This window comes from Desulfonatronum parangueonense, assembly GCF_054656975.1.
On the sequence record NZ_BAAHXH010000003.1, the window covers coordinates 270,115 to 282,498 of the forward strand.

Sequence of the window (12,384 nt, forward strand, 5' to 3'; positions counted from 1 at the left end):
TGAACGAGTCTTGCTTGAGGTCCATGTGAAGACATATTGGAGAGCAAAAAATACGACTCTGCATGCCAGGCATTCGAAACGAAGCTTCTTCCCGTACAGGATGAACAGAATGAATGAAGTTCCAACATATGTTTCAGGTTGAGGATCGGCATGGCTTATGGCAGGAAAAGAGGTGGATTTTCATAATGCTCTGCCGAGACTCTAAAAAACCACTTGTTATTTTTATAACAAAGAACAGGATGATGTTGCGATGGTGCTGAGCATGTGCCATTTTCTGCGCAAGACAACTAATGCTTTAAACGTTTTCCCGATTAAAAAGTCAAATAGATAATATTAATGCTTTTGAGTGATCATGATAGAAAAAACTATTCTTTGGAGAGAACACGGATCGCGGAGGGCCAGGGGGTAAAATATTCCAGGTCTGTTCGGGTTCCTGGACGGGGTTTCTGCGTATGAGTATATGTATGCGTTTGGCTAAACCTTCCCAACTCGTGACCATCAGCTGCGTTCCGTATTGCCTCGTTCACATGGCTCCGCCTGTGTTCCCCGATACCGACGCTGACGCCGACTGCGTTGCCAAGGTCCGCAGGGCAGTAGCATGCTGAATAGTTACCTATGCGCAGGCATGAAACATGTATGCGGCACATCAACTTCTGAGTTTTTGTTTTGAATGCCAAGTCGCTGCAAAAGCGCGTTTTCCAGAGGAAGTTGAAGAGCTTTCCGCAATCGGCGTCTGCACGGCCTGCAACATGTACGAGCAGGCCGGCGCGGGTCTGGCGCGGAGCGCTCTGGAAGGATGTCGTCTTCAAGGATGATGTTGTCGAGTCGATGAAGGGAGGACCGACTGATGCGAATCGTGATTATCGGAGCGGGTGAGATCGGTTTCAGGGTAGCTGAGCGTCTTTCCACGGAAAACAAGGACGTGGTGATCATCGACAAGAATCCGGAAGCCATCAAGCGGATCAACGATCATCTGGACGTGCAGACGATTTTGGGGTCAGGCAGCAGTCCCGTGGTGCTGGAACAGGCCGGACTACAAAAAGCCAAGCTTTTTCTCGCGGTCACGGACAGCGACGAAATCAATCTCACGGCCTGTCTCTTTGCGCGGGATCTGGCTCCGGGCGTCACCAAGCTGGCCCGGATCCGCAATCAGGAATACATGCACTTCAAGACCGCCCTGACCCGGGAAATCGTGAACATCGCTCACGTCATCAACCCGGATCAGGAGGTCGTCCATTCACTGGAACGAATGGTGGATGTTCCCGGTGCCCTGGAGGTCAACCAGTTCGCGGGAGGGCGGGTCCGGTTGGTCGGCGCCCGCGTTTGTCCAGAAAGTCCGTTGCTGGGCATTCGACTGATGGACATCCCGGAGCGCTACCGAGATGTCCGGTTCATCGTGGCCGCGATTGTCCGGGCGGAAAAATTGCTGATACCGGCGGGAAAAGACGGCATCCAGGAAGGGGACATCGTCTATTTCATTTGCGAAAGCGAGCAGGTGGACAATGTCATGCCGCTGTTCAACCCATGCACCAAGAAAATCCGCCAGGTGATGATCGTCGGGGGAGGCAGCATCGGGCTGTTGGCCGCGCAGAGGCTGGAGAAAAAAGGGTTGTCGGTCAAACTTGTGGACATGAATCTGGAGCGGTGCCGTTTTCTGGCCGGAGAATTGGACCGGACCATGGTGCTGCATGGAGACGGTTCGGAAGTGGACCTGCTGCGGGAAGAGAATATCCAGGACGTGGACGCGTTGATCGCTTTGACCAGCAGCGAGGAGACCAATATCCTGATTTCGCTGCTGGCAAAGAGCCTTGGCGTAGAAAAAACGATCACGCGAATCAACAAGTACGCCTATGTTCCCCTGGCCAGAGCCATCGGCCTGGAAAACGTGATCAGCCAGCGGATCTCCGCTGTGAGCACCATCCTGCGCCATGTGCGCCGGGGCAAGGTCATTTCTTCGGTGCCCATCAAAGGCGAGGAGGCGGAGGCCTTGGAGGCCGTGGCTCTGGAGAATTCCAGCATCGTGAACAAACCCATCAAGGATCTGCATTTTCCCAAAGGCGCCCTGATTCTCTGCGTGATCCGGGGAGAGGACGTGCATATCCCCACCGGCGAAACCATTATCCTGCCCCAGGACCGCATCGTCATTCTCTCCACTCGCCGAACCATCGAGCGGGTGGAGCGGTCCCTGGCAGTGAAATTGAAACATTTCTAGCATGCATTGGCGAGGCATCTTTGCCTTTACCGGCGCGATCATTGCCGCCGTGGGACTGTTCATGTTCCCGGCCCTGCTCTGTTCCCTTTATTTTCAGGATTCTGGAACCGTTTCGCTGCTTGCGTCCATGGTTTGCGTCACCGTACTGGGACTGACGCTTTTCCTCGGGTGGCGCAAGTACGCACCGGAAACCGTAACCAGCAGAGAGGCCATCATGATTGTTGCCCTGTGCTGGATCAGCGCCGGTTTTTTCGGAGCCATGCCATTTTATTTCAGCGATGTCTTCGACACGTTCACCGATGCTTTTTTCGAATCCGTTTCCGGAATCACCACGACAGGCTCCTCCGTGCTCATGGATATCGAAGCCGTGGCGCCGAGCCTGCTGCTGTGGCGCAGCACGACTCAATGGCTGGGCGGCATGGGAATCATCGTGCTTTCAGTGGCGGTGTTGCCGATTCTGGGCGTGGGGGGAATGCATCTTTACCGGACGGAATTTTCCGGGGGCAGGCAGGACCGGATCAAGCCCCGGGTCCGTGCCGCGGCCCTGACGTTGTGGAAGGTGTACCTGCTCTTCAGCGTGGTGCTGGCGATCCTGTTGTTTCTGGGCGGGATGACGGTTTTCGACGCGGTGTGTCATACCTTCACCACCATCGCCACCGGCGGGTACTCCACCAAGAACTTGTCCATGGGCCACTACCAGAGCGCATACCTGCATCTCGTGGTTACGGTGTTCATGTTCCTTGGGGCGATGAACTTTGCGTTGCACTACCAGGCCATGCGCGGAAAACCTCTGGCGCTGTGGCGTAATTCCGAAGCAAGGTTCTTTTTCTTTCTGATCCTGACGACCGTGGCGATCATCGCGCTGCACCTCTGGCTCGTCGAAATATATGCCTCGCCGCTGGACGCCTTGCTGTCCAGCGCTTTCAATCTGGTCTCGATCATCACCACCACCGGCTTTGCCACGGCGGATTTTGAAGCCTGGCCGCCCCTGACCAAGGGCATTCTCTTCTTGGCCATGTTCGTCGGCGGCTGTGCGGGCTCCACATCCGGCGGCGTGAAATGCATGCGCATTCAGTTGATGTTCAAGCAAATCTTTCGGGAATGCTTCCGGATTGTTCATCCTCATGCCGTTGTCCAGGTCAAAATGGACGCCAAGGTCGTGGAGGAGAACGTGCTGGCGGGAGTCTGGGGGTTTCTAGGGCTCTTCGCGGTGCTGTATCTGGCGGCGTCTCTGCTCTTGACCGCCATGGGGCTGGACATGACAACCGCGTTCACCGCGTCCCTCGCTGCCATGGGCAATATAGGCCCCGGTTTCGGCAGCGTCGGTCCCGCGGAAAACTTCGCCCATCTTCCCACCGCAGCCAAATGGCTGCTCGCTTGGTGCATGCTTCTCGGCAGATTGGAACTCTACGCCATGATCATCTTCCTGATGCCTGCATTCTGGAAACGCTAATCGCCATAACCATCAATTCCCACCTGATCCCATCCTCAAGATCCTGAAGTACACCCGATGAGAGAATGCCCTGGTCCATTCCCTGCTCCAGGACGAAGTTGCCGGAACTAAGGAGCAGGTCCTGCCGGCTTCGGCGAAGGTTGTGGGCAAGAAGGTCTCCGAGCCGGTTTTCCCCGTGGCCTGCTGGTGGACACGATCGTTCGGGGGCAGAACGTAATCATTCCCAACCGCGACACACGGTTGATGGCCGACGATCACCTGATCATTTCCATGCCCAAGGTTGCACCAAGCTGGACCGCTACTTCGCCTGCAAGCTACCAAACCACTGAAAGCACGTCTCGAAGCATCCAAAATCTAAGGAGTTTAAGCCGGTTTCGAAGAATAGAGTAGAGGCCGAGCTGAGTTGCTTGAATTTTTAACGTCAGATTTAAACCTGATTTTTGTTCTTTATCAAAAAAAAGCAAAATACAGTCTTCGCTGTATTGACAAACTTAATTTTTAAAATTTTACAATGAACAAAAAAATCACAGATTGATTGGAGTTTGAATAATACCTGGATCTATCCTTTCTAATTCTCCATGAGGATTTGCATTAGTCTTGATTACTAATTTTTTCCTGTGCAATCATCACCCAGAGCCTTGTTGGTGTCAGCGGACTTACGTTAATCCCAGGCGAAGAGCTGCTTGCCATAACCTTGGAATGAGATGAGGTAACCATGACTCAACAGGGCACAGCAAAGAATCAGAATGACGGCGAGCAGCAGCCTGCTGTACCTTCCATCTCGTTGCCCAAAGGCGGTGGCGCGATCCGCGGCATCGGGGAGAAGTTTGCTGCCAACCCGGTCACGGGCACAGGCTCGTTGTCGGTGCCAATCGCCACCAGTCCCGGACGCTCGGAATTCGGGCCCCAGCTATCGCTCTCCTACGATTCCGGCTCCGGGAACGGACCCTTCGGTTTGGGCTGGAGCCTCTCTCTTCCTGCCATCACTCGCAAGACCGAAAAAGGTCTTCCATTGTATAACGACGCCACTGAGTCCGACGTGTTTATTCTCTCGGGGTCTGAAGATCTGGTGCCCGTTCTAAAGACGGACGGTTCGCGGTTTTGTGACAACACCACCGCTCACGGTTACGAAATCCACCGATATCGCCCTCGCATCGAGGGCCTTTTCGCCCGCATCGAGCGTTGGACCAATTCCGCAACCGGTGAAACCCATTGGCGTTCGATCAGCCGGGAGAATGTTACAACACTGTACGGGAAGGACAACAACTCCCGCATCTCCGATCCCGCCGACCCTGATCCTGCCCATCCCACGCGTATCTTTTCCTGGCTCATCTGCCAAAGCTATGACGACAAGGGCAACGCCATGGTCTACGAATACGCGGAGGAGAACGACCGGAACGTGGATCGCAGCCAGGCGAACGAGCGTAATCGGGTGCGGACAGCGAATCGCTATCTGAAGCGCATCAAATACGGAAATCGCAGGCCCAACCGTCAGGTGGACACTTGGCAGGTCATCAACCCGGATGAGCTTCCTGACGAGACCTGGATGTTTGAGATGGTCCTCGATTACGATGAAGGACATTACGGAGAACTCCCTCTCGATCCCGCCCTGGCTGAGGATGAACAACACCGGTTTGTCCATGCGTCTCCATCGGTGGGACAGACCTGGGCGGATCGTCCTGACCCCTTCTCGTCCTATCGCGCCGGCTTCGAAGTGCGGACATACCGTCTCTGCCAGCGTGTGCTTATGTTTCATCACATTCCTGATCTTCCCACCGGTAAGAAGGGCTACGATGGGTTGGTGCGCTCGACCAGCTTTGAGTACTGCCCCGAAAGGGACCGGATGCATGCCAAGAACCCGGTCTACTCCCGGCTCGTGGCGGTCACTCAGTCAGGATACAATCGCCAGGAGGATGGCAGCTATCTGAGGAAATCGCTGCCGCAACTGGAATTCAAGTACAGCGATCCAGTTCTCCAAGACATCGTAAAGGAGGTGACGGGCGAGAGCCTGGAGAATCTGCCTGTCGGCCTCGACGGCGTGGACTACCAGTGGACTGATCTGCACGGCGAGGGCATCCCGGGCATCCTGACAGAGCAGGCTGGCGCCTGGTTCTACAAGCGCAACCTCAGCCCGCTGCCTGTCCCCGGCAACGGCCCGGAGACGGTCAAGGCCCGTTTCAGCCCAGTGGAAGCCGTCGCAGTCAAGCCCAACCTGGCCCTGACCGAGGGTGCGCAGTTCATGGACCTGGCCGGCGATGGCCTGCCGGATCTAGTCGTCATGGACGGCCCCATGTCGGGATTGTACGAACACGACGGCGATGAGGGATGGCAGCCTTTCCGTCCGTTTACGGCCCGGCTCAACCGGGACATGCGCGATCCCAACCTGAAATTTATCGACCTGGATGGTGACGGCCACGCCGATGTGCTGATCACCGAAGATGAAGCTTTTGTCTGGCATGCCTCACTGGCCGAGGAAGGCTTTGGCCCGGCCCGTCGTGTTGCCCAGGCACTCGATGAAGAGAAAGGCCCCCGCTTGGTTTTTGCCGACGCAACCCAATCAGTCTACCTGGCCGACCTGTCCGGCGACGGCCTGACGGACTTGGTGCGCATTCGCAACGGTGAAGTCTGCTACTGGCCAAATCTTGGCTACGGCCGCTTCGGTGCGAAAGTAACCATGGATCACGCGCCGCACTTCGACAATCCCGACCAGTTCGGTCAGCAGCGCATACGCCTGGCTGACATTGACGGTACCGGGACCACCGACATCATCTATCTGCACCGCGACGGCGTACGCCTCTACTTCAACCAATCCGGCAACAGCTGGAGCGAACCGCAAATTCTCAAAATCTTTCCCCCGGTGGACGATCTAGTCAGGATCATGCCCGTAGATCTACTGGGTAACGGCACCGCCTGCCTGGTTTGGTCATCGCCGTTACCCGGTGATGCTGGGCGGCAGTTGCGCTATGTTGAGCTGTTGGCCGAGGGTAAGCCGCACCTGCTGATCCGCACCACCAATAACCTCGGCGCCGAGACACGCATCCACTATGCGCCCTCCACAAGGTTCTACCTGCAAGACAAGCAGGACGGGCAACCTTGGATCACACGACTGCCGTTCCCGGTCCATGTGGTCGAGCGGGTCGAAACATATGACTACATCAGCCGCAACCGCTTCGTCACCCGCTACACCTACCACCATGGCTATTTCGACGGCGAGGAGCGCGAGTTCCGAGGCTTCGGCCGGGTGGAGCAGTGGGATACGGAGGACATCGGCGCGCTCGTTCCCGACGGCGAAGAAGAGGCCAGCAACTGGGACGCTGCCTTCCAGATGCCGCCGGTACATACCAAGACCTGGTTCCACACCGGGGTTTGGCTTGATCGGGATCACATCTCGCGGCAGTTCGAGGCCGAATATTTCCGCGAACCGGGATTGTACACTGAAGAGCTCCGCGCCCTGCTGTTGCCCGACACGCACCTTCCCGACGGTCTCACGGTGGAAGAAGAGCGCGAGGCCTGCCGGGCGCTTAAGGGCCAGATGCTGCGTCAGGAGGTCTACGCCGACGATGCCGGGCCTGACGCATCCGAGGAGGCGAAGGAACGCGCCAGCAGGCCCTACAGCGTCGTCGAGCAGGACTTCACCATCCGCCCGTTGCAAGCCCGCGTCGACAATCGCCATGCGGTGTTCTTCACCCACCCGCGCGAGGTCATCACCTACCACTACGAACGTAATCCGGCCGACCCGCGCATCCAGCACGCGCTGACGCTGGAAGTGGATGACTACGGCAATGTGCTGAAAGAGGCTGCTATCGGCTATGGCCGCCGCGAGAATATCCGCGAGGTGGATGAGGACGGCACGGTGCGGCAGCTACCGAACCCCGGTCTTGCCGAGCTTGCTAAACTTGGTGAGGACGACCAGGCCAAACAGACCACCGCGCTGCTGACCTACACTGAGCATTGCGTCACCAACGCCCTTGACACGCCGGACACCTGGCGTTCCCCGTTGCCCTGCGAGGTGCTGACTTACGAATTGACCGGCTTTACACCTACCGGACCGGCCAGCCGATTCCGTTCTGCCGACTTTGTGGAGCCCGATCCGAATCACCCCGGCCGCCTGAGCCCTACGCTGGCCGATGAAGTCGCCTACGAGGAAGACGTCACTGCCAATCCCTGCCGCCGCCTCATTGAACGGATACGTACGCTGTACCGGCCCAACGATTGCGGCGTGTCGCAGAATGATCCATTGGCGCTGCTGCCACTGGGCGAACTTCAATCGCTGGCCCTGCCCGGCGAAAGCTACCAGCTCGCCTTCACCCCCGGCCTGCTCGACAGGGTCTTCCGCCGCGACGGCACGCCGCTGCTGCCGGATGCACCCTCAGTGCTGGGCGGAACGGACGGCGATCAGGGCGGCTATGTCGATCTCGACAGCAATGACCACTGGTGGATTCCCTCGGGCCGGGTCTTATTCAGCCCGGATCCGGACGCCAGCCCCGAGGCCGAACAGGCCCAGGCCCGTGCAAACTTCTTCCTGCCGCGCCGCTATCGCGACCCCTTCGGCCAGCACAACTTTGTCGATTTTGACGACCACGACCTGCTGATGGTCGAAACCCGTGATGCACTCGGTAACTGCGTCACGGTAGGCGAGAACGACTACCGCGTCCTGCAGCCGAGCCTGGTCAGTGACCCGAACCGAAACCGGACAGAGGTCGCCTTCGACGCCCTCGGTATGGTCGTCGGCACGGCAGTCATGGGGAAGCCGGAGCCGGCACCCGTGGAGGGCGACCTTCTCACCGGCTTTGTGACCGATATCACGCGAGCCGAACTGGACCGCTTCATGGCAGAGCCCCGCCGTGCCGGCGCGAAACCTGGTGAGAGCGAAGCCGCGCCGACCATGTACGACATGTTGCAGCAGGCGACCACACGCAACGTCTACGACCTCGACCGCTTCGTGCGCCTCGGCGAGCCCGTATTCGCCGCCACCATCGCCCGCGAAACCCACGTCAGCGATCTGAAGGACGACGAAGCAAGCAAGCTGCAGATTAGCTTCAGCTATTCCGACGGCTTTGGCCGTGAGGTCCAGAAGAAGATCCAGACCGAACCCGGACCGTTCGACGTCGATGATCCGCATTCGCCGACAGCCAACCCACGCTGGGTGGGCAGCGGCTGGATCATCTTTAACAACAAGGGGAACCCGGTTCGCCAGTACGAGCCCTTCTTCAGCAAGCGGCTGCGGCCGGACGGCACCCTCTTCAGCGATCACCGCTTTGAGTTCGGCGCGGCAGTCGGCGTCAGTCCGGTGCTCTTCTATGACCCGGCCGAGCGTGTCATCGCCACTCTACACCCGAATCATACCTACGAGAAGGTGGTTTTTGATCCCTGGAAGCAGACCACCTGGGATGTAAACGACACCTGCGCCGCCCGAAACCAGCAGACCGGCGATCCTCGTACCGATCCGGATATTCGCGGTTATGTAGACGCGTATTTCAATGCGTTACCGAATGATCCTTCTAGACCATGGCAGACCTGGTACAAGCAACGCCACGGCGGAGCACTGGGGACAGAAGAGCAAAAGGCCGCCCAGAAAGCTGCCATCCATGCCAATACCCCAACCACTGCCCATCTGGATACCTTGGGGCGACCCTTTCTTACCAGCGTCAAAAATAGGGTGACCTGCCCCAATCACACGGATGGCAAAGAAGAGGATATCCCCACTTGCGTAGAACTGGATATCGAAGGCAATCAGCGAAGCATCACCGACGCTTTGGGCCGCGTGGTCATGAAGTACGATTATATGATGGCCGGTCCTCCGGAGGAGGAAGACGGTCCCACCAACCTGATTCATCAGCATAGCATGGAAGCCGGGGAGCGCTGGATGCTCAACGATATTTACGGCAATCCCATCCGCGCATGGGACAGCCGTGGCTTTGTGCGCCGCATGACTTACGACAAGCTTCGCCGCCCGCTTGGATTGTATGTAACTGGCGCAGATCCCGCCAATCCTGGCATGGAACTATTGTGCGAAAAGATGAAGTACGGTGAAGACGTCACGGATGAAAGCGGCAATCTGATTGATACACATCTGAACCTGCGCACGCGCGTAATCAAACAGTATGACGAGGCCGGAATTGCCACTCTCATGGTTAAAAATCTGGTAAGCGGCAAGGATGAAGGATATGACTTCAAAGGCAATTTACTCCGGTCTCAGCGGCAATTGCTGAAGAACTATAAAAAACAATCTGACTGGCAGTTCGATCAGGATGTTGAACCGGAGGTGTTTGTTCAGGCAAACAGCTATGATGCCCTCAATCGCGTGATTTCCTCAACCGCGCCCGATAAAAGCATTGTCCGCTTCACATACAACGATGCCAACCTACTGGAAAAGGTAGATACAAATCTGCAGGGCAAAACTAAAAACAATAAGCCGGTATGGACACCCTTTGTAAAAAACATTGATTACGATGCCAAAGGGCAAAGGAAGCTTATTGAATACGGCAATGAGGCAATAACCCGGTATGAATACGACCCGTTTACCTTCCGCTTGACACATCTGTTTACCACAAGGGGCGCCGGATTCCCGCAGGCGTGCGAAACAAAATTGAGCGATGGCGACCGAAATCAACGGGAATGCCCCAAGCCTCAACCAAGGTGCAAAGCCTTACAAAACCTCTATTACACCTACGATCCGACAGGCAACATCACCCACATTCACGATGATGCACAGCAGACTGTTTTCTTCAGAAACAAATGCGTTGAGCCCAGCGCCGATTATACCTACGACGCCATCTACCGGCTGATCGAAGCGACCGGGAGGGAACACCTGGGGCAAGTCGGCGGTGCGCCGATTTCACATTCCTACAACGACGCTCCGCACGTTGGCTTGCTCCATCCCGGCGATGGCAAAGCTATGGGCAACTATCTGGAGCGCTACGTGTACGATGCAGTTGGCAATTTTCTGGAGATGCAGCATCGCGGCATTGACCCGGAACATCCGGGCTGGACGAGACGTTACACCTATAACGAGAATAGTCTGCTCGAAACAGGTAAAAAAAGTAATCGTCTCTCGAGTTCGCAGCTCGGGAATGGAATTAATTCTCCGCCAGAGATTTACACCTACGACGCTCACGGCAACATGCTGTGCATGCCGCACCTTGAAGAAATGCAGTGGGATTTCAGAGATCAGCTACAGATGACCCAACGGCAGAAGGTGAATGACGAAGATATAGAAGGGACACAGCGCCAAGGCGAGCGCACCTGGTACGTATATGACTCTGCCGGACAGAGGGTGCGAAAGATAACCGACCGTCAGGCACAGGCCGGACAAACTCCGACAAAGAAAGAAGAACACATCTACCTGGGAGGTTTCGAGATTTACCGGAAATATGAAAACGATGGTAAGACAGCAGCCTCGGAGCGTGAGACAGTTCACATCACGGATGATCAGCAGCGAATTGCATTGGTAGAAACACAGACAGTCAAAGAAAGCGCAGCGGTTAACCCTTTTACGCCCCTGCAGCGCTACCAGCTTGGCAACCACCTCGGCTCCGCCAGCCTGGAGTTGGACGATAAGAGCCGGATCATCTCCTACGAAGAGTATACCCCCTACGGCAGCACATCCTACCAGGCGGTTACCACCCACATAGAAGTTAGTGCCAAGCGATACCGCTACACCGGCAAGGAGCGGGATGAGGAGAGCGGCCTCTATTACCATGGCGCACGCTACTATGCATCCTGGTTGGGGAGATGGACTAGTTGCGATCCGGCAGGGTTGGTGGATGGATTAAATATGTTTGCATTTGTGCAGAATAATCCGATTATTTATGTGGATCCGATTGGAGAGCAGGCAGAGCAAAGCAGAGCTGTTTGTATGCCAATTGAACCGGGAGATTGCTCTGGGGTTTCATTTGATATCTTGCCTGAAGCGGATATCCAAGAACCTCAACAAGATCTTCGTGAACCAATTGTCTTTGAGGCAATGGATCTTCGTGAACCAATTGTCTTTGAGGCGATGGATCTTCGTGAACCAATTGTCTTTGAGGTAATGGATCTTAACCTGGGAGAGCCATCTAGTATTAATCTCGAGTTTACTGATATAAGCTTCTTCGGGGGAAAGAAGGTAATTTTCGGGCACAAAGTGGGACTTTATGTGGCTGTTCAGGAGCCTCATAGTTGTACATGGGAAATTTGTGAAACGCAAATAGCGCAAAAGACTTCAGGGATGTTTTCAATTGGATTTTTTGGTTTGGGATACACTAGTGAAGTTGACATAATTGGGGAAGTATCAAAAAGTTTGACTATCAAACTTTTTATTTTTGACTTTGAATTTGGTGATGATCATACCACGACAACACATTTTAGCGTAATCGGCTGGAAAGCTGGATGGGGACCATCTATCGGTTTTGATTTGACCCTCTCTCAAGAGATAGAACCGTTAGATGATTATATGGAAGAGGTTAGGAACAGAGTGGTTTTATACGGCCAGCTAGGTAATACAAGGGGGACCATCACGATAAAGCAGAGGCCGTTCAAACAGAGACAGAGCGGTGGTTGGGAACACACTTATGTCAAATAGTTTTAATTTGCCGCAATGTTGTCCGGTTTAAACTTTGCATTGCCAGTTTGTGCTATGTTGGATGAGAAAAATTATCATGAACCTGCTTTAATCCGATTCAATCATTTCAAAAAAAACGAATATTTTAATAAAACAAAAAATTGCTGCTTGGAGCCG

Annotated in this window: 3 protein-coding genes; all 3 read left to right on the plus strand. The window is 55.3% G+C overall.

Going from position 1 to position 12,384, the window contains the following annotated elements:
• The first annotated feature begins 847 nt into the window (after positions 1-847).
• Positions 848-2,212, plus strand: a complete 1,365-nt coding sequence (trkA, locus tag ACYQ15_RS01810; RefSeq protein WP_459935824.1) for a Trk system potassium transporter TrkA — start codon at positions 848-850, stop codon at positions 2,210-2,212.
• 1 nt (position 2,213) lies between these two features.
• Entirely contained in the window at positions 2,214-3,665 is a 1,452-nt protein-coding gene (locus ACYQ15_RS01815) for a TrkH family potassium uptake protein (RefSeq protein WP_459935825.1), read from the plus strand.
• A gap of 715 nt (positions 3,666-4,380) precedes the next feature.
• Positions 4,381-12,228, plus strand: coding sequence for a SpvB/TcaC N-terminal domain-containing protein (locus ACYQ15_RS01820; RefSeq protein ID WP_459935826.1), 7,848 nt, complete (start codon positions 4,381-4,383; stop codon positions 12,226-12,228).
• Positions 12,229-12,384 lie beyond the last annotated feature (156 nt).